The sequence below is a fragment of the Streptomyces sp. NPDC058678 genome (genome assembly GCF_042714835.1).
GTDB lineage: Bacteria > Actinomycetota > Actinomycetes > Streptomycetales > Streptomycetaceae > Streptomyces.
On the sequence record NZ_JBHXSG010000027.1, the window covers coordinates 37,322 to 55,701 of the forward strand.

The following is an 18,380-nucleotide window of genomic DNA, read 5'->3' on the forward strand; positions in this document are numbered from 1 at the left end:
CCGCTGACCCGCTGACCCGCTGGTCGGCTGGCCCGTCGGCCTGCTGGTCGGCTGACCCGTTGACCCGTTGACCCGTTGACCCGTTGACCCGTCGGCCCGCTGGTCGGCTGGTCCGCCGTCCGCCGTCAGTCGGCCCGCCCCCGCGGCGGCCCGTCGGCCCTGACCCGCCGAAAGCGTTCAACTGCCCATCCGCCACAAGGACTTCCCATGTCAACCAGCTCATCCGCCGAACCGACCCTCGTCCTCACCGGCTCCTACACGCCGGACACCGGTGGAGACGGTGCCGGACTCGTCGCCCTGCGCTTCGACCCGGCGGCCGGTGCCCTGACGGTCGACGCCGGGATAGGGCCCGTCCCCGTCACCGGTGCCTCCTTCCTGACCGCGCATCCCTCGCTGGACGTCGTCTACAGCACCAACGAGACCGAGTCCGGAGCCGTCAGTGCCTTCGCCCGGCGCGGCGGCGACGCCCTCACGCCGCTTGGAGGCCCGGTCCCGAGCGGCGGTGCCAACCCCTGCCACCTCACCGTCCACCCCGGCGGGGGCTGGCTGCTGACAGCGCATTACGGCACCGACACCCTGCGCGGCAGCGTCGCCGTTCACCGGCTCGGCCCGGACGGCGGCATCCGGGAGCTGACCGACGTCGTGGTGCACGAGGGGTCGGGCCCGGTCTCGGGACGGCAGGACGGCAGCCATGCGCATCAGGTCCTCGTCGACCCGGCGGGCCGCTACGTCCTCGTCACCGACCTGGGTGCGGACGCGGTGTTCACCTACCGTCTCGACACCGAGGCGGGAGTTCTGGAGCGCGTCGCCACGAACCCGCTGCGTGCCGGATCAGGCCCCCGGCATCTCGCGTTCGCGCCCGGCGGAGAGCTGGTGTTCAGCGCGGACGAGCTGTCGTCGACCCTCACCTGCCATCACTACGACGCCGACAACGGCACCCTGAGGGCTGTCTCCACCGTTGCGGCCACGACGGCCCGTGACCTCACCAACCAGCCGGCCGGAATCGTCGCCTCGCCCTGCGGGCGCTACGTCTGGCTGACCAACCGCGGCGCGGACACGGTGGCCGCGTTCCGTATCAGCGGTACCGACCTCGAGCCGATCGGCGAGGTGCCCAGCGGCGGTGCCTGGCCCCGCGGCCTGATCCTGACCGACGGCCATCTGCTCGTGGCCAACCAGCACAGCGGCACCCTGACGGCGCTGCGTGTCCTGGACGCGGGCGCCCTCGACCGCCCCGGACCGGTGGCACAGCTTCCCTCGGTCGTCTGCGCGCTCGCCCTCTGATCCCCGCCCGGTGGGCGGCCTCCGCCCAGCCGGCCCCGCCCTCTCCCACACTCCGCCCAGCCCACCTCGTACGCCCTGAAAGGCAGCCCAGCAGACGACCTCGCCGACGTTGCCCTACACAGCGATCGAGTCGCATCTCCCAATTGGCGGTCGAGTCGTCGCGGGGCTCCGGGCGGCCAAGCCTTTCCAGCCATCTCACGGCGCAGTCATGACAGCCATACCCAGAGCCCCTGAGTCCCGCTGATCTTACGAATGACCAGTTCGAACCCACGATCAAGAAAGTAGGGCAGTCATGTCCCACCCCGGCACCACCCCCGCACGCTTCACCCTCGACGCGGCCTTCGGCGTCGGACCCGTCGCCCCGCGCCTGTACGGGTCGTTCGTCGAACACATGGGCCGCTGCGTCTACACCGGCCTCTACGAGCCCGGCCACCCGTCCGCCGACGCCGCCGGCCTGCGCCAGGACGTCCTTGAGCTGGTCCGGGAGCTGGGTGTCACCACCGTGCGCTACCCGGGCGGCAACTTCGTCTCCGGCTACCGCTGGGAGGACAGTGTCGGCCCGCGCGAGGAGAGACCGGTCCGGCTGGACCTGGCCTGGCGGTCCACCGAGACCAACGAGTTCGGCCTCGGCGAGTTCATGGACTTCTGCGCCAAGACCGACATGGAACCCATGATGGCCGTCAACCTCGGCACCCGCGGCGTGGCGGAGGCCGCGCAACTGCTGGAGTACTGCAACCACCCGTCCGGCACCGAGCTGTCCGACCGCCGTGTCGCCCACGGCGACAAGGAGCCGTACGGCATCAAGATGTGGTGCCTGGGCAACGAGATGGACGGCCCCTGGCAGATCGGCCACAAGACGGCCGAGGAGTACGGACGGCTCGCCGTCGAGACCGCCCGCGCCATGCGGATGATCGATCCCGGCCTGGAGCTGGTCGCCTGCGGCAGCTCGGGCTCCGGCATCGCCACCTTCGCCGCCTGGGAGGCGACCGTCCTGGAGGCCGCCTACGACGAGATCGACTACGTCTCGCTGCACGCCTACTACGAGGAGATCGACGGCGACCGCGACTCCTTCCTGGCCTCGGCCGTCGACATGGAGCACTTCATCGAGTCGGTCGTCGCCACCTGCGACCACGTCCGCGCACGCCTGAAGGCGAAGAAGCGGATCAACCTCTCCTTCGACGAGTGGAACGTCTGGTACATCCGCCGCAGCGAGGCCGCCACCCCGCCGGACTGGGACAAGGCCCCCCGGCTGCTGGAGGACAACTACTCGGTCACCGACGCCGTCGTCTTCGGCTCCATGCTCATCGCCCTGCTGCGGCACGCCGACCGGGTCACCTCCGCCTCGCTCGCCCAACTCGTCAACGTCATCGCGCCGATCATGACCGAGCCGGGCGGCCCCGCCTGGCGACAGACCACCTTCTTCCCCTTCGCCCAGGCCTCCCGGTACGGCCGCGGCCGGGTGCTGCGCGTCGAGGTGGACAGCCCCACGTACGCCACCGCCAGGTTCGGCGAGGTACCGCTGCTGCACGCCACCGCCGTGATCGACGACGAGACCGGTGACGTCACCGTCTTCGCCGTGAACCGCAGCCAGACCGACGCCCTGCCGCTGGAGATCGACCTGCGCGGGGTCGACGCCCACACCCTCGCGGAGCACCTGGTCCTGGCCGACGGAGACCCGGAGGCCACCAACACCGCGGACCGGCCCGACCGCGTCGTCCCGCACGCCGCGACCGGCACGAGCGTCACCGGGGGAGTCCTGCGCGCGGATCTCGAGCCCATGTCCTGGAACGTGGTCCGGCTGTCCCGTCCGCAGGACTGATACACGGTCAGTCCGGCGCTGTCGTATGCAGGGATGACACGCCGCCGGATGGGCTCATCCGGACCATCCGTGACCCTCTGGGCATATTGTCCAGAATATGAATAAATGCCATACTCTGCGCCTGGCGTGCTCCGTAGCAGTCGTCGGGGCGGTGCTCGGGGCCGCTCCGCCGGCTGCCGGTCACGTGACCCACGTCGTCCGCCCGGGCGAGTCCATCCAGAAAGCGGTGGACCTCGCCGAACCGGGCGACACCGTCCTCATCACTCCCGGCACGTACCGCGAGAGCGTCAAGGTGAGCACGTCCGGGCTGACCCTGCGCGGCGTGGGCCGCCACACGGTGATCCGACCGGCCACGAAGAAGGCCGCCAACAGCTGTGCCCAGGGCGGCAACGGCATCTGTGTGGTCGGCACGAAGGCCCGCCCTGTCGAGGATGTCACCGTCGCCTCCCTGACCGTGACCCGTTTCGCCGGGACCGGAGTCTTCGCCACGGCGACGGACAGGCTGACCGTGCGGAACGTGACGGCGGTGAAGAACGGCGTGTGGGGCATCGCCCAGGAGCAGTCGGTGCACGGGGTGTTCCGCGGGAACACCGCCCGGAACAACGGCGATGCGGGCCTGTTCCTCGCCAACACGATCAAGGAGGAGCGGGGCGCCGCGGACACCGGAGGAACGGTGGTCCAGGGCAACTGGCTGGAGGGCAACCGCATCGGCGTCACCGTCCGGCGCCTGCGCAATCTCGTCGTAGAGCACAACTACCTCACCGGCAACTGCGCGGGGGTGTTCGTCGTCGGTGACGAGAACAAGCCGAGGGCCGGGGACCTGGCCGTGAGCGACAACCGCATCGCGAGCAACAACAAGTCCTGCCCGAAGACCGCGCGGCTGCCCGCCCTGCAGGGCTCGGGCATCGTCCTGACCGGCGCCGAGGACACCCTGGTGGCACGGAACGTGATCACCGACAACGTCGGCACCTCCCCGCTCTCGGGCGGCATCGTCCTGTTCAAGAGCATGGTGGGCACCGCCAGCGAGCGGAACCGGATCAGCGACAACGAGTTGGCGGACAACCGGCCGGCCGACCTCGTCAACAAGGACACCGGCAAGGGCAACGTCTTCGAAGGCAACCGCTGCGAGGCGTCGAAGCCCAAGGGACTGTGCTGACAGACCGGTCGTGACCACCCGTGGACCCGAGAAGGCAACGAAGGAAGGAAGGCGGCACATGACGACCGCACAGACCGCCCCACCGCCGCCCATGCGGCTGAGGGAACTCGTGTTCGGGGCGGCGTGTGCCGCCGCCCTCCGCGCGGCCGCCCGGCTGGGGATCGCCGACGCGCTCGGCGACAGCCCCATGACCGTGGAGGACCTCGCGGCCGCGGTGAAGACCGAATCCCGGCCACTGCGACGGCTGTTGAGGGCCCTGTCCTGCTACGGCGTCTTCGCCGAGCAGCAGGACGGGACGTTCGCGCACACCGACATGTCCCGGCTGCTGCGCGAGGACGACCCGCACAGCCTGCGCGACATCACACTGTGGTGCACCGAGCCGTGGACCTGGGACGTGTGGCCGAAGCTGGACGAGGCGGTGCGCACCGGACGGAACGTCGTCCAGGACCTGTACGGCAAGGAGTTCTTCGCGTATCTCAATGAGGACGCTCCCGAGTCGGCCGCCGTCTTCAACCGCGCCATGACGACCTCCAGCGAGCAGTCCGCGCGGGACGTCGCGGCGTTCCTGGAACTGTCCGGCAACGCGTCGGTCGCCGACATCGGCGGCGGCCAGGGTCACGTGGTGGCCAGCCTGCTGGACAAGTACCCCTCGATGCACGGCACCCTGCTCGACCTGCCCCGCGTGGTCGAGAACGCCGTGCCACGGCTGCGCGCCGGAGGCGACCTCGCGGACCGCGTACGCATCGTCCCCGGCGACGTCCGCGTGGCCGTCCCGGTCGAGGCCGACGTCTACATCATCAAGAACATCCTCGAGTGGGACGACGAGAGCACCGCCCGGACCCTGCGCAACGTCATCGAGGCGGGCGGACCCGGGGCGCGGATCGTGGTAGTCGAGAACCTCGTCGACGACACGCCCTCCATGCGGTTCAGCACCGCCATGGACCTGCTGCTGCTCCTCAACGTGGGCGGGGCGAAGCACACCACCGAGAGCATGGCCGGCCGGCTCACCGACGCCGGCCTGGTCATCGAAGACGTCAGCCCGGTCAATCCCTACCTGCACGCGTTCGACTGCATCGTGCCCGGCTGATCACGCCGGAAGGCGTCCCACGACAGACCGGTCGCCGGGCCCGAGACACTCGCGGGCCCGGCGACCGGTGGCCGGGGGAGGGGAGGGTGGTTCAGCCGGTGGAGTCCCGCTCCCAGCGGTAGAAGCAGTGCGCCATCGCGTCCTTCGGCGAACGCCAGGTCGAGGGGTCGTACGCCGTGACGTACGCCGACAGCCGCTCGCTGATGTCGCGGAACTCGGGGTGCCCGGCCGCCTTGGCGATGGCAGGCCCGGGATCCCGCTCGGACTCGATGAGATGCAGGTACACGTCACCGAACTCGAAGAGACTGCGGCGGGAGACCCCCACGAGGTGCGGGAGCTCTCCCCGGTCCGACTCCTCGAACAGTTTGGCGATGTCCGGGGCCGACCCCGGAGCCATCCGGGCGACGATCAGGGCTTGGTGCATGATCCCGTCCTCCGTCCGGCTCAGTCGGTCAGCGTCGGCACGTGGCCGCGTTCGGCGGCGGCCTTCTCGACGCGGTCCCGGATCAGGGCCATCTGGGTCTTGGAGTTCCGGTTGATGTTGTCCGTCATCCAGTCGTCGTCGACCGGTGCGTCCGGCTTCATCGCGAAGTCCTGCGTCCACACCATCCGGGTGCCGCCCGGCACCTTCTCGTACTTCCACCGGATGTCCATGTGGGCGAAGGGCCCGGTCTCCACGCGGCGGGCCTTGACGCTGAGCGTGTCGCGGTCCGTCTCCCGTTCCGAGATCCAGCTCCACACGGTGCCGTTCTCGTCGGGGTGCATGGTCAGCCGGAAGGTGGTCCTGTTCCCCTCCCGGGACAGGATGTCGACGGACGCGTACTCGCTGAACAACTGCGTCCAGTTCTCGACATCGTTGGTCATGTCCCAGACCAGGTCCACCGGCGCGGCGATGGTGATCTCGTTCTGCGTGTGTCCGGCCATGTCACGCTCCTGCCGGGAGGGCGCCGTTGACGAGATCGAGGAACTGCCGGGGGGTCTTGCAGCGCTCCGCGTCGGGAGGCATCGGCGCGCCGTACCGGTTCTCCAGCTCGCCCACGATGCCGAGCAGGCCGAGCGAGTCGATGCCGAGGCCGTCGAAGCCGGAGTCGTACCGCTGCTCCAGTTCCTCCGGGGAGACAGTGACTCCGGCGGCCTTCTTCATCAGCTCGGCCAGTTCTTCCACGGTGATGCGGTCACTCATGCGATTCCTCTCCTTCGTTCCGCGGCGCCTCAGTACGAGGCGTCGGCGGCGCCGTGCCGCAGCACCAGCGCCGAGTTGGAGCCCATGAGGCCCCGGCTGAGGACCAGCGCCGTGCGCGGCTCGGCGGCACGGGCGCGGACGGTCACCAGATCGAGGTCATGGCAGACGTCGAAAACATTGGGGGTGGGCGGGATCAGACCGTGCTCCATCGCGAGCACCGCCGCCGCGGCGTCCAGCACGGGCGCCGCGCAGTAGCCGCGGCCGATACCGGTCTTCGGCGCGGTGACCGGCACCCGCCTGCCGTGCGCGCCGAGGGCGTCGGAGATCGCCAGCGCCTCGGCACGGTCCGCCTCCGGTACGCCGAGGGCGTCGGCGAAGACCACGTCGATCTCCTCCGGGGCACAGCCGGCCTCGTCCAGTGCCCCGCGGATGGCCTGGGCGAGCCCTTCCCGGGACTGCTCCCAGCACGAGGCGCCGGTGAACGTCGCCGCGTGCCCGGCGAGCGTGGCCCGCACGCGCGCGCCCCGCTCCCGGGCCGAGGTCTCGTCCTCCACGACGAGCATGGCGCCGCCCTCCGCGGGCACGAAACCGCAGGCTCCGTCGGTGAACGGGCGGTAGGCGCGCGCCGGGTCGTCGGCGGTGCTCAGCTCCGCGTAGCCGAGCTGGCACACCACCGAGTAGGGGGCGAGCGGTGCCTCGGTGGAGCCGGCCACGATCACGTCGGTGCCACGCCGTACGGCACGCGCCGCGTGCGCGAGGGCGTCCAGGCCGCCGGCCTCGTCGGCCGCGACGACCGAGCAGGGCCCCTTGAAACCGCGGCGGATGGAGACCTGGCCGGTGCTGGCGGCGTAGAACCAGGCGATCGACTGGTACGGGCCGACGAAGCGACTGCCCTTGCCCCACAGCTGCTGCAGCTCCCGCTGTCCGAACTCGCCGCCGCCGGAACCGGCCGCGGTGACCACACCCACGGAGAACGGCACTTCACGGGTGTCGGCCTGGCCGAGGCGGGCGTCGTCCAGCGCGAGGTCGGCCGCGGCCATCGCGAAGTGCGTGAACCGGTCGGTCTGGACGAGACAGCGTTCCTCGACCGCTGCCGACGGCTCGAAGTCCCGGACTTCGCCGGCCACCCGCAGCGGCAGGTGCTCACAGCCCTCGCGGGTGACCCGGTCGAGGACGCTGATGCCTTCCTGGGTGGACTTCCAGAAGGACTCGGTGCTGGTTCCGTTGGGCGCGACCACACCGATTCCGGTGACGGCGGCGCGCCGTGGACGCGGTTCGCTCATCGTGTCCTCTCCCTCGGCCGGGTCAGGACCACCGCGGACTGGAAGCCGCCGAACCCGCTGCCCACGGAGAGCACGCTGTTCAGCTTCCGTTCGCGGGCGACGCGTGGGACGTAGTCCAGGTCGCACTCGGGGTCCGGCGTCTCGTAGTTCGCGGTGGGCGGTACCACCTGGTGGGCAAGGGCCAGTACGCAGGCGACCACCTCGATCGCCCCGATCGCGCCCAGGGAGTGGCCCACCATGGACTTGATGGAGCTCATGGGCGTGTCGTAGGCGTGCGGTCCCAGGGCCCGCTTCACCGCGGCGGTCTCGTGGCGGTCGTTCTGCTGGGTGCCCGACCCGTGCGCGTTGACGTAGTCGATCGCCGTGCCGTCGAGCCGGGCGTGGTCGAGGGCGTCCTCGATGGCCCGGGCCATCTCCAGGCCCTCGCTGGTCAGGCCGGTCATGTGGTAGGCGTTGCCGAAGGTCGCGTAGCCGCTCAGCTCGCAGTACACCCGCGCGCCGCGGGCCCTGGCGTGTTCGAGCTCCTCCAGGACCAGTACGGCGCCGCCCTCGCCCATGACGAACCCGTTGCGGTCGGCGTCGAAGGGACGCGAGGCGTGAGCGGGGTCGTCGTTGTTCGGGGACGTGGCCTTGATCGCGTCGAAGCACGCCATGGTGATCGGGGAGATCGGCGAGTCCGAGGCGCCGGCGATGCACACGTCGGCCCTGCCCTCCTCGATCGTGTGGAAGGCGTACCCGACCGCGTCGAGCCCCGAGGTGCAGCCCGTGGAGACGGTCTGCACCGGCCCGCGGGCCCCCACTTGCTCCGCCACCGTCGAGGCGAGCGTGCTGGGTGAGAACGCGCGGTGCAGGTGGGGGCCCGCCTCCCGGTGGTCCACGTCCCAGCGCTGCCCGCCGTGGCTGACCAGGACGTAGTCGTGCTCCAGCCTGGTGGTGCCGCCGACCGCGGTGCCCAGGGAGACCCCGACCCGCCAGGGATCCTCCCGTTCGAGGTCGATGCCGGAGTCCCGTACCGCTTCCTCGCCGGCGACCAGGGCGAACTGGATGTACCGGTCGCATCGTGCGACCTGTTCCGGGTCCAGCCCGTGGGCCGCAGGGTCGAAGTCGCACTCGGCGGCGATCCGCGACCGCAGGCCGGACGGATCGAAGAAGGTGATGCCCCGCGTCGCGGTGCGCCCGCCCGCCAGCAGATCCCAGAACGCCGGTACGCCGATGCCACCCGGAGCGACGATGCCTATGCCGGTGACCGCCACGCGCCTGTTCATGAGCGGACCTGACGTCGCTCGGCCACCCGGCCCGAATCCGCGTGGACCCCGTCACCCACGACCGGGACGCTGTCGCTCTCCTCGGTGTCGACGTGGCCCTGCGGCGGGGTCGGGGCCAGTGGACCGAGGTGGAAGACCATGCGGGCCTCCACGTTGCCGACGTTGCGGAACCGGTGCCGCACATGGGCGGGGATCATGAGCCCCTGCTCGGGCTGCAGCGGGTGGGGGTCGCCGTCGAGGTCCACCTCCAGCTGTCCGCACAGGACGTAGATGAACTCCTCGGAGTACGGGTGGTAGTGCTCGGCGATGCGGTCGCCGGGCTGCACGATGGCCACGCCCATGAAACCGCTGGTGGACCCGACCGTGGTCGGAGTGAGCAGGGCGCGCAGATCGCCGCCGCGCCGGGTGTTGGGCTCGATCTCGCTGAGATCCACGATTCTGGGACGGGGTTTGATCACGACGTTGCTCCGATCGTGTGCTGGGTCGACGTGCGGGCCGTGGCCGCCGCGACCCGCTGTGGGAGGAATCAGGCGTCCGGCGAGCGGCGGTCGGTGACGAGTTCCATACGGGTGAGCTCGAGGAAGCGCGTGAGATCGCCGTCCGTCGGCGCGCCACCGCCGGCACAGACGTCGCCGTCCAGGAACTTCGCCAACTCGGCCCCCTTGCCCGGGTCCCGGAGGCCGAGGGACAGGGCGGGATCGCCGGCGTCGAGGCCGCTCCGTACGTCGATGAGCCGCACCACGACGTCGTCGCGCTGGAAGATCGTGCTGCGCTGGACCGGGCTGCGCGGATCGTCCGCCGCCGCCTCGTCCTGCTGAGCGAGCAGCTGGGCCAGCGGCAGGCCGCAGCCGGGCCGGACCGGGTAGCACAACGCGATCCGCTGCCCCGCCGGGTCGTCCTGATCGGCCGTCACATGGTGTACGGCGGGCAGCGCGGCCCGGGTGAAGAAGAGCCGTGCGGACTCGGGGTCGTTGAGGTCCCGGTCCTGCTCCAGATACGGGTTGATGGCCTCCTCGACGGCCCGCACCTCGGGCTGCCGGGCGACGTGACGCAGCGCCGCGAGCAGGTCGCCCCGCACCTCGATGGCCCGCACCACCCGGTTGCCGTGCATGAACAGGGAGGTGCGGCACAGTCGGGTGGTGTCGTCGACCCGCGGCTCGGGCGAGGCGTAGTCGGCGAGGATCTTGGCGACGGTCGCCTCACTGCCCGGCTTGACCGTGAAGGTGAGCGCGTGGCGGATGACGCCGTCACCGATCCGGGGTGCCGCCTGCAGACCGCGGGTTCCGGCCTCGGCGTCCGCCGCCGGGCCGCCCGTCTCGCGGACGACGTGGAAGCGCAGCGACCTGGTGTCCCGGACACAGCTGTGCAGCGGCTCCACCATCCGCACGTGCGCTTCGCTGTTCACCCAGGTGAGGAAGGGCGGAGCGCTCTCCCACTCACTGGTGATGAGCCACTGGGAAGGATTCTCGATCGACTGGCACAGCTGATCGCTGACATGCCCGGGGACGGACGCGACCTGGTTGCAGAGTTGCTCGTACGCCTCCAGGAACTGCTGCTGGGCTCCGTCGTAGACGTCCACCAGCAGGACGACCCGGAGCCTGGAGCCGTCGAACACTGACTGGGAGACACGCGGCGACACTTTCTGAGTCAGCGGCTGGGAGGCAGGTGCAGACGTGGTGGTCATCCTGGGGCACATCTCCTTCGAGGAAAGGGGGAGCGGCGACCTTCGACCGCGGCGCTCCCATGGGGGCGTGAGTCGATCCTGATCAGGTCCTCTCCGGCGCGCGATTCGTATGGACTACGTGGGTGACTGACCGCGGGGCGGAACGAGGTCACCTGAGGTGGGCGAAGACCACCAGGTTCTCCGTGTAGTCCTTGACCGAGCGGTCGTAGTCGCCCGCGCAGGTGATGAGCCTGACCTGGGCGTCGGGCGTGTCGCCGTACACGCGCCGGCTGGGGAAGCGGTCCTTGTCGAACGTCTCCACGCTGTCGACGACGAAGGTCGCCGTGCGCCGGTCGGCCCGCAGGACCCGGAAGGTGTCGCCCTTCTTCAGCTCACCGAGCCCGGCGAAGACGGCGGCAGAGGTCGCCGTGTCGACGTGACCGGCGATGATCGCGGTGCCCGTCTCGCCGGGGGAGACGCCCTTCGCGTGCCAGCCGACGAGGTTGATGTCGTCGGCGGGCGGGGCTTCGAGCTGCCCCGTGGGGCCGATGGCGAGGTCCGTGAAGGGGGCGTCCACGTAGATCTTCGGGATGAGGAGGCGCACGGGCCTCGATCGCGGCAGGTGTTTTCCCGCCGCGGAGCCGGCAGGCGAGGCCGGCGCTGCGGTTTGCGGGGCTTGCGGGGCCCGCTGGGCCTGTGGGACTTGCTGAGCCTGCGGCGGGAGGGACGCGCCGGTCGACGTGTCCCGGCCGCCGATCAGGCTTACCGCCACGACCAGGAGAGCCGTGGCGCACACCACCATCAGGCTCCCGCGAGAACCCTGGCCGGTGGGCCGCGGCTCGTCGTCGGTGGGGGAGGAAGGAGGGACTGCCATCGGAGACCACCTCTGTGGGGCACGGGTGCTGGGCGGGCCGGGAACCGGCCGGGGCGGCCGCCACACGATGCACCGGTGGCGGCCGCGGTCGCTATCGCGTCCGGCACGGATCAGGCCAGGCTGGGGGACTTCTTGCGGCGTACGGCGTACAGACCGGTTCCGGCGACGGCCAGTACCGCCAGACCGCCCGCGGTCACGGCAGGCGCCGCCAGCGCGCCGCCTCCGGTGTGCACCCCGCCGCTGGGCTTGTGGTGACCGCCGCTCCAGGAGTCCCCGCTGTCCTTGCTCCAGGAGTCCTTGCTCTCCTTGCTCCAGGAGTCGTCCTTGCCGTGCCCGCTGTCGTGGGAGGAGCCCGAGTCGTCCGCCTTCATCGCGGTCAGCGCACCGCCGCCGGTGTGCATGCCGCCGCGCGGTGCGTCGTGGCTGCCGCCCTTGTCGTGTTCCTTGCTGTAGGAGGATCCGTCGTGGTCCCAGTCACCCGCGGCTGCGTAGGCGCCGGGTGCGGTGACGCCGAGGACGGCCGAGGCCGCCGCGGTGGCCAGGAGGATGCGAGCAGAACGCATGCGAGAGTCCTTTCGCCACGACCGGGCAGCTGGTGCTTCGTCAGCTGTGGTGACCCGGCCCTGACGTGATCCACCGTCAGTCAGAGATCCGCATCCCACCACTCCAGCCACTCAGCCGGGTGATCGACTCGAGTGAGCGGTGCCGCGGTCCCTGGGGGTCCGGCACACGAAGTGGTCGGCCGACAGCAAGGCTGTCGGCCGAGGTCACGCGCATCGCGAGGCGTGGCTGGTCAGGCCAGTGCCAGTGTCGTCGTCACGACATGACGCAGTGTCGATTCGGCGTCCGGGTCCGGACCTTGGGCTCGCCACGCCACGAACCCGTCGGGCCGGACGAGTACGGCGCCTCCCCGTGTCGTGCCGTGGTGTCCGAGCCAGTCCGTACCGTCCTCGGGCGTCAGCTCGGCGTGGGGCCCGGCCCCCACCCGGTAGGAGACCAGCGGGAGGGACATCCGTTCCGCGAGGCGGGTGGCGGACTCGTGCCATCCGCTCGGCTCGTCGCCGTCGCTCAGCAGGACCAGGGACCGTTCGTACAGGTCCAGGGTGGAGATGCGCTCGCCCTGGTGCCGTACCCACAGGTGGGGTGCCCTGCTGCCGGGCTCCCCGCTCAGGTCGAGTCTCTCCGGGACCACCGCGGTCGTGGGATCGGTGCCGACGACGGCGCCGGTCGGGTAGCGGTAGCCGAGGGCCACGTTGAGGATGCCGCGCTGAGGCGCGCCGCCGGGGCCGGGCGGCGGAGTGAATCCGGGGTGGCTGTGCTCGGCGGACCGGGCGGCCGCGCGGGCGCTGGTCGCCTCCGCCACCGGGCGTCGTTCGGCGTCGTAGGTGTCGAGCAGCCCGTCCCCTGCCCAGCCGTCGAGCACCGCGGCCAGCTTCCAGGCCAGGTTGTGCGCGTCCTGGATACCGGTGTTGGAGCCGAAGGCCCCGGTGGGTGACATCTCGTGGGCCGAGTCGCCGGCCAGGAAGACCCGCCCCGCCCGATAGGTCCGTGCGACGCGCTGGGCGGCGTGCCAGGGAGCCTTGCCGGTGATCTGCACGTCGAGGTCCGCGACCCCGATCGCCCGGCGGATGTGGTCGACACACCGCTCGTCGGTGAACTCCTCCATCGTTTCGCCGCGTTCGGGGTGCCAGGGGGCGTGGAAGACCCAGTTCTCGCGGTTGTCCACCGGCAGCAGCGCACCGTCGGCGTCCGGATCGGTCAGGTAGCAGACGATGAAGCGACGATCGCCCACCACCTCGGCCAGGTGACGGGAGCGGAAGGTGACGCTGATGTTGTGGAACAGGTCGCCCGGACCGCTCTGACCGATGCCGAGCTGTTCCCGCACGGGGCTGCGCGGACCGTCGGCGGCGACCAGGTAGTCGGCGCGGATGGTGGTGTGCTCGCCCGTCTCCCGGCTCTTGACGACCGCGGTGACACCGGTGCCGTCGCTGTCGAACGAGAGCAGTTCGGTGGAGAACCGCAGGTCGCCGCCGAGCCCGGCGGCGTGGTCGAGCAGGACCGGCTCCAGGTCGTTCTGGCTGCACAGACACCACGAGCTCGGGCTGAACCGGGCCAGCCCGCCGCCCGGATCGATGTCCCGGAACAGCCACTCGCCCTCGTCGCCGACCAGCGTGGGCGTCTGCAGGATGCCGTGGTTGTCCGCCAGCGTGGCCGCGGCCTCATGGATCGCCGGCTCCACGCCCGCCACCCGGAACAGCTCCATCGTGCGTACGTTGTTGCCGCGGCCCCGGGGGTGGATGGAGGTGCCCGCGTGGCGCTCCACCAACGTGTGCCGCACCCCCAGCCGGCCCAGGAACAGCGAGGTCGACAGTCCCACCAGGGAACCGCCGACGATCAGGACCGGGACCTTGTGGATCGTGTCGCCTGCCTGTCCGGCTCTTTCCTTCATCACTCGCCTCCAGCACGTCTTGTCCGCCGACTCGGCCGGTACGGACGGGACCTTCATGCATGCCCCGCACGGCGGGCGGCGGCTCAGGCTTCACCCGCTTCACCCGCCCGATTCGGCCGCCTCGAGGTCCGGCACGGGCGGCCTCAGGGCGGCTGTGCCCTCCATTCGGCCCGGCCCGCGTGCCGACCGAGGCGGGTCAGGGGATCCTGGAGTCCCAGGCCGTGGTGTGGACCGCCGAGTCCGGCGGGCAGGGGCTGTCGAAGGCGAAGCGTCGGCGCCTGCGCACCACGGCCGGTGATCGGGGAGCGGTCCGCTGGACGGGTGGATCCCCGCAGCAGGACGCTCACTCCACACCGCAGAGCCGCCGACGCGCGATTGTCGGTACCCGCTGTCACGCTGATGGCACACAGGATCTGCGAAAGGGAATCGCCGTGATCACCACTGACCTCACCCCCGGCTCCCCCTGTTGGCTCGACCTCGGTGCCCCCGACGTCCGCGCCGCCGCGGCCTTCTACGGCGCGGTGCTCGGCTGGGAGTACCAGTCCATGGGCGAGTCGGAGGACATGGAAGGCGGGATGTTCCAGAAGGACGGCAAGACCGTCGCCGGGCTCGGCAAGCTCACCGAGGAGGGCGCGCGCTCGGCCTGGATGGTCTACTACACCGTCACCGACGCGGACGCCACGACCCAGGCCGTGGAGCGCGCGGGCGGCACGGTGCGGGTGGCGCCGCGGGATCTCGACGAGTGGGGCCGGATGGCGCAGTACAGCGACCCGTCGGGGGCCCAGTTCGCCGTCTGGCAGCCGGGAAAGAACTCCGGCTTCGAGCTGGCGGACGAGCCGGGCTCGCTGTCCTGGACCGAGCTGCTCACGACAGACACCGCGGCCGCGAAGGAGTTCTACGGCGCCGTCTTCGGCTGGCGGTTCAGTGAGATGGAGCTGCCGGGCGGCGCGGGCGCGTACTCCCTCATCACTCCCGCCGATCTTCCCGAGGAGCGCATGCAGGGTGGGCTCATGCAGCTCCGCGAACAGGACCTCACCCTGACGAACGGGCGGCCGTACTGGCACCCGGTCTTCGCCGTCGCCGACTGCGACGCCGCCGTCGCCAAGGTGACCGAGAACGGCGGCAGTGTGCAGATGGGCCCGGAGGACGTGGAGGGCGTCGGCCGGCTGGCCGTCTGCCTCGACCCGTCGGACGCGGACTTCGTGGTGCTCACGGCGGCCCGCGGCTGATCCTCGCAAGGCCGGTCCGGCGGCCGGTTCTCCCGCCGAACCGTGCGCTGTGCGCCGTGGGCCTCCGACGGGTCAGGGCGGTGAGGCGCGCGCGGAGGTCACCGGGGTCCGCGGGTTCTGTTCGGCACTCGGCGACGGCCCGGGGAAAGACCGTCGCCGAGCCCGGACGGTGTGCGCGCCCGCCGTCCCCGCAGGGCGACACACACCGGAGGCCACTTGGCACCATGGCCTCGTGCTGGGTGATGCGGGGGTGCCCACCGCTACGCCGGGACGGCGGCCTTCTCGGGCTTCGTCTCGGCGGGGATGCGGTGCAGCCCCTTGCGGTCGTACCACCTCAGCACGCCGAAGCCGAACAGCGCGGCCGCCACGAGGCCGGCGGCCATCATCACCCAGCCCCGGGCCAGGCCCGCGTCGGCCTGGGCGTCGTAGTAGAGGATCGAGCGGATGCCGCCGGTGATCTGTCGCAGGGGCTCGAACTCCGCGAGGAAGCGGTAGAAGCCGGGCAGCGCCTCGATGGGGGTGGTGGCGCCGGCTGTCGGCACCGCCATCGCGATGAAGACCAGCGTGACGACCAGCATGCCGGGCGTGCCGAACACGGCGAGGAGGGTGAGCGCACCGATTCCGGAGACCGCGATGGCGCACACCGAGTACAGCCACAGCAGGGGCAGGTGGGAGGCGTCCATGCCCATGATGCCGACCGCGCCGACCATGACCAGGGTGCCCATCAGCAGGGACAGTCCGGCCATGAGGGTGCTGCTGATGGCGAGGGTCTGCACCCGGGTCGCCCGGATCAGCGGGCGGTGCAGGCGCAGCGGGCCCATGTCGTTGTGGGTGTAGCCGAGGGCGTGGTCCACCTGGCCGCTGATGACGTTGGCGGAGAGCATGCCGCACACCACCAGGACAAGCGCGTAGTAGAACGCCGTCAGGCCCAGGCCGCTGTGTGAGTGGAGCGGATGGCCGTCCTCGACCGTGACGGCGGCCGGGTCGGCCAGCAGGACGCGTGCCGCGGCGGGCAGTTTCGCTTGTCCGGTGCTCTGTGCGGTCAGTTCCTTGCCCACCTGGAGCGAGGCGTTCGCGGCCGCCTGCGTCGTCGCCGTCCGGGCCAGGCTGGATCCCATGCTGCCGGCGGACTGGTTGGTCAGCACCGTCAGTGTCGGGCGGGCCGGGGTGTCGGTGGTCGCGGTGCCGGTCAGTGCGGTGGTGGCGGAGGTGAAGTCGGCGGGGACGACGAGCGCGCCGTACAGCTTGCCCTCGCCGAGCTCCTCCTTCATTCCCTTCTCGTCCATCACCTTCCAGTCGATCCTGTCCCCGCTCGCGGTGGACTTCTCGATCGACCCGGTGATCTGTGCCCCCAGGTTGACCTGCTTGCCGCCGACAGCGGCTCCCTTGTCTGCGTTGACCAGACCGACGGGCAGTTTCTCCATGTGATCGACCGGGTCGATGTTGGCGCCGACGTAGAACACGGTGAAGAGCAGCGCGAGTACGCCGGTGATGACGCCGTTGGCGATCCACAACGGTTTGGCGCGCAGTACGCGGAAGGGACGATTGCCACTCATGAATTGCTCCGGTCTTGACTACAAGGGCACAGCGGGAGGAGGCCGGACGGCGTCATCGCAGGCCGGCGACCCTCACAACGGTCAGTCCTCGGCGCGCGCACGGCGGTTGTCCGGTGGAAGCGTCGGCCACCGAGGAACAGCTTCCGCAGTACGAGTCCTGCGGTGCGAGCAGGCTCTGGTGGTCGCGCGCGGCAGTCATCCGATGCTCCTGGTGAATCTGGTGCTGGGACTCGCCTCCACGGCGAGAAAACCGATCAGTTCCACCACCGTAAACCGATCGGTTTCCGCGCGCAAGCCCAGGGGTGGCCGCCCCCGACCCGCGCCCTCGTCAACCGCTCCGCGCACCGCTGACACCGCGGCTGCCGCCGCCTCGTCGAGGTGCGGCCCGTGGCGGGTACGCACGCCGGCGGCACGGCGTCCGGCCCTGATCCCCGCTCGGGAAGCACCCGCCGGTATCCGGGGTGCGGGCCCCCGAAGGGCGCACCTCCCTCCCGGCCGTGAACGCCGGGGCCCTCGCGAGAGCCGCGCTGAACCGTACGTCCGGGCACGGAATGAGAATCCGCTGCGCGGTCACGTCGCAGACGCGGACCCCGCAGCCGGATCCTCGCTGTCTCGCCACCCCGTCACCAACGCCCGCAGAGCCCGCTCGTAGCAGTCGGCGACCGCGAGCCCCGGCGGCTCGTTCCCCGACAGCACCAGGGACACCAGGCCGTGGGCCGTTCCCCAGACCGACAGCGCGATGACCTCGGGGTCGGAGGCGGAACTGAACTGACCGGCCCGCTGCCCGCGGCTCACGGCGTCGACGAGGGGCCGGTACGTCTCGACGACCTCGCGGGGCCTGTCCGAATCGGACGGGCACTGGACGCTGCGGTCGGAGAAGAGGATCGCGTAGAGATGCGGGTTGGCGACGGCGTACTCGCGATAGGCGAGCCCGATGCGGATCACGTCGCCGGCCGGGTCGGCCGTCGGGCGGATGGTGGCCAGGCGCTCGACGAAGAGCCGTACGGCCTCCTGGTACAGGCTGCTGAGCAGACCGGCCTTGCTGCCGAACAGCGAGTAGACCGCCGTGGTCGAGGTTTTCACGTCCGCCGCGAGCTGTCGCAGGCTCAGCGCGGCCGTGCCGCGGTCGAAGACCGTGGCGGCCGCGCGGTGCAGGAGCCGGAGCCGGAGCGCTTCGTCATGTGTCTTGAGCCTGGCCATGGCACCACCATATTGCAACGCCGTTACGAATGAAGTGCCCGGGTCACATCGCTCTGCGGTCGGTTGATGCGGCCCCGCCTCGGCAATCCCGAGGGCCTTTCCCGAGTATGGCCAGGTCGGGGCATTGAGATCGATGTCCATTCCGGTCAGGCGGGGCGTGGACGGGCTTGCTGCGAGCAATAGAAACACTGTTATGGTTCCCCGCATGGACATCGAACGAACACCTGGCGAGCGTTTCGACGGCCTCTCCTGCCGGCCGTACGAGCCCCGGTACGCCACGGTCGGTGAGGGCTGACAGCCGGACTTCGCGACGGCCCGCCACGCCGGCGAGCAAG

17 protein-coding genes are annotated in these 18,380 nt (G+C 70.8%); 5 read left to right on the top strand and 12 right to left on the bottom strand.

Annotation, left to right across the window (positions count from 1 at the left end):
• Positions 1 to 207 precede the first annotated feature (207 nt).
• The 4 genes from ACFWWR_RS23955 (at position 208) to ACFWWR_RS23970 (ending at position 5,343) form a co-directional block, all read left to right on the top strand.
• Positions 208 to 1,281 carry a lactonase family protein gene (locus ACFWWR_RS23955; protein WP_384305169.1) on the top strand — a complete coding sequence of 358 codons (1,074 nt, stop codon included), beginning with the start codon at positions 208 to 210 and terminating at the stop codon, positions 1,279 to 1,281.
• Positions 1,282 to 1,573: 292 nt separating this feature from the next.
• Entirely contained in the window at positions 1,574 to 3,100 is a 1,527-nt protein-coding gene (locus ACFWWR_RS23960) for an alpha-N-arabinofuranosidase (protein WP_384305171.1), read from the top strand.
• 97 nt (positions 3,101 to 3,197) lie between these two features.
• Entirely contained in the window at positions 3,198 to 4,256 is a 1,059-nt protein-coding gene (locus ACFWWR_RS23965) for a nitrous oxide reductase family maturation protein NosD (protein WP_383871849.1), read from the top strand.
• A gap of 58 nt (positions 4,257 to 4,314) precedes the next feature.
• Positions 4,315 to 5,343 (top strand): methyltransferase, encoded by a 1,029-nt coding sequence (locus ACFWWR_RS23970; RefSeq protein WP_384305173.1) that lies wholly within the window; start codon positions 4,315 to 4,317, stop codon positions 5,341 to 5,343.
• Between the two features lie 91 nt (positions 5,344 to 5,434).
• On the opposite strand, the gene ACFWWR_RS23975 is transcribed toward ACFWWR_RS23970, so the two are convergent.
• The 10 genes from ACFWWR_RS23975 to ACFWWR_RS24020 form a co-directional block, all read right to left on the bottom strand.
• Positions 5,435 to 5,767 (bottom strand): TcmI family type II polyketide cyclase, encoded by a 333-nt coding sequence (locus ACFWWR_RS23975; RefSeq protein ID WP_383871854.1) that lies wholly within the window; start codon positions 5,765 to 5,767, stop codon positions 5,435 to 5,437.
• Positions 5,768 to 5,787: 20 nt separating this feature from the next.
• Positions 5,788 to 6,267 (bottom strand): SRPBCC family protein, encoded by a 480-nt coding sequence (locus ACFWWR_RS23980; RefSeq protein WP_383871857.1) that lies wholly within the window; start codon positions 6,265 to 6,267, stop codon positions 5,788 to 5,790.
• A gap of 1 nt (position 6,268) precedes the next feature.
• Positions 6,269 to 6,526 (bottom strand): acyl carrier protein, encoded by a 258-nt coding sequence (locus tag ACFWWR_RS23985; protein WP_383871860.1) that lies wholly within the window; start codon positions 6,524 to 6,526, stop codon positions 6,269 to 6,271.
• 29 nt (positions 6,527 to 6,555) lie between these two features.
• Positions 6,556 to 7,809: a beta-ketoacyl synthase N-terminal-like domain-containing protein gene (locus ACFWWR_RS23990; RefSeq protein ID WP_383871863.1), complete on the bottom strand. Its 1,254-nt coding sequence runs from the start codon at positions 7,807 to 7,809 to the stop codon at positions 6,556 to 6,558.
• Complete coding sequence (locus tag ACFWWR_RS23995; protein WP_383871866.1) at positions 7,806 to 9,074, bottom strand: beta-ketoacyl-[acyl-carrier-protein] synthase family protein; 1,269 nt, start codon at positions 9,072 to 9,074, stop codon at positions 7,806 to 7,808. The genes ACFWWR_RS23990 and ACFWWR_RS23995 overlap by 4 nt, the downstream gene beginning before the upstream one ends.
• Positions 9,071 to 9,532, bottom strand: coding sequence for a cupin domain-containing protein (locus ACFWWR_RS24000; protein WP_383871869.1), 462 nt, complete (start codon positions 9,530 to 9,532; stop codon positions 9,071 to 9,073). Before ACFWWR_RS24000 ends, ACFWWR_RS23995 begins: the two co-directional genes overlap by 4 nt.
• A gap of 68 nt (positions 9,533 to 9,600) precedes the next feature.
• Positions 9,601 to 10,758 (bottom strand): SchA/CurD-like domain-containing protein, encoded by a 1,158-nt coding sequence (locus ACFWWR_RS24005; protein ID WP_383871871.1) that lies wholly within the window; start codon positions 10,756 to 10,758, stop codon positions 9,601 to 9,603.
• Between the two features lie 148 nt (positions 10,759 to 10,906).
• Positions 10,907 to 11,611, bottom strand: coding sequence for a class F sortase (locus ACFWWR_RS24010; RefSeq protein WP_383871878.1), 705 nt, complete (start codon positions 11,609 to 11,611; stop codon positions 10,907 to 10,909).
• 110 nt (positions 11,612 to 11,721) lie between these two features.
• Positions 11,722 to 12,174 carry a hypothetical protein gene (locus tag ACFWWR_RS24015; protein WP_384305177.1) on the bottom strand — a complete coding sequence of 151 codons (453 nt, stop codon included), beginning with the start codon at positions 12,172 to 12,174 and terminating at the stop codon, positions 11,722 to 11,724.
• Between the two features lie 230 nt (positions 12,175 to 12,404).
• Positions 12,405 to 14,060 (bottom strand): FAD-dependent oxidoreductase, encoded by a 1,656-nt coding sequence (locus ACFWWR_RS24020; RefSeq protein WP_384305179.1) that lies wholly within the window; start codon positions 14,058 to 14,060, stop codon positions 12,405 to 12,407.
• A gap of 431 nt (positions 14,061 to 14,491) precedes the next feature.
• Between ACFWWR_RS24020 and ACFWWR_RS24025 the strand changes: the two genes are divergently transcribed.
• The gene (locus tag ACFWWR_RS24025) at positions 14,492 to 15,289 is read left to right on the top strand and encodes a VOC family protein (RefSeq protein ID WP_384305182.1); all 798 of its coding nucleotides are present in this window, start codon (positions 14,492 to 14,494) and stop codon (positions 15,287 to 15,289) included.
• A gap of 260 nt (positions 15,290 to 15,549) precedes the next feature.
• Here ACFWWR_RS24025 and ACFWWR_RS24030 read toward each other — a convergent pair whose 3' ends face one another.
• Both ACFWWR_RS24030 and ACFWWR_RS24035 read right to left on the bottom strand, forming a co-directional pair.
• Complete coding sequence (locus ACFWWR_RS24030; RefSeq protein ID WP_384305184.1) at positions 15,550 to 16,845, bottom strand: DUF3533 domain-containing protein; 1,296 nt, start codon at positions 16,843 to 16,845, stop codon at positions 15,550 to 15,552.
• Between the two features lie 570 nt (positions 16,846 to 17,415).
• Entirely contained in the window at positions 17,416 to 18,045 is a 630-nt protein-coding gene (locus ACFWWR_RS24035; protein ID WP_383871891.1) for a TetR/AcrR family transcriptional regulator, read from the bottom strand.
• Positions 18,046 to 18,380 lie beyond the last annotated feature (335 nt).